Annotated in this window: 1 protein-coding gene; it reads right to left on the bottom strand. The window is 57.6% G+C overall.

Annotation, left to right across the window (positions count from 1 at the left end):
* A partial coding sequence (locus tag BXP70_RS30230) for a hypothetical protein (protein WP_179197914.1) occupies positions 1 to 662 on the bottom strand: 662 nt, incomplete at both ends.

Here is a 662-nt window from a genome sequence, read left to right on the forward strand (position 1 = left end):
GACTCGTTTTCTCTAGCTCCAGCGCCCGAACCGCTTCGATGATGGAGTCCGCATAATTCCCGACGTTGCGATACGACTGGCCGATGGATTTATCCGCTGCCTTTAACTGAGAATCCAGCTTGCCAATCCGCTCCTGCAACTCCTGAACTCTGGGATTGGCTGAGCTGAATCCTTTGCCCGCATCATCCAGCCCACCGCCAATAGCACGTAATTCCGCCCGTAGTTTCGCCAGCTCCGCGGCGGCTGCATTGTAGCTGCCCTTAGCATTGGTGAACTCCGAGGACGTACCCCGCACGGCCCGGCTGAGCTGTTCCGAGTCCTGTTTAAGCGCTTGAATGTTTAGAGCCGCCCGTTTCAGCCCGTCCAGATCGCCCACGTTGAAGGCCTGCTTCAAGGCGGTCTGCTGCGCTTTGAGTTCGCGCACATACAAACTGGTGGTGTCCGTCAACTGCTTTTGGGTAGCAATGCGGTCTCGGTCCTGCTGTTTCTGCTCCTGCTTAGCTTGCGCCAGCGTCCGCAGTTGCCGATCTAATTCGAGGAGTTGCTGCTTGTCGGCTTCGGTGCTGAAAGTCAGCCCGCCCGCTTTTTGGCTAATGGCCTCAATCCCGGCTCGAATGCGCTGGAAGTTGCCCTCAATGCGTTTGCCGTCCTCTTCCAGCCCT

The organism is Hymenobacter crusticola, assembly GCF_002154225.1.
In the GTDB taxonomy this organism is placed as follows: Bacteria; Bacteroidota; Bacteroidia; order Cytophagales; family Hymenobacteraceae; genus Hymenobacter; species Hymenobacter crusticola.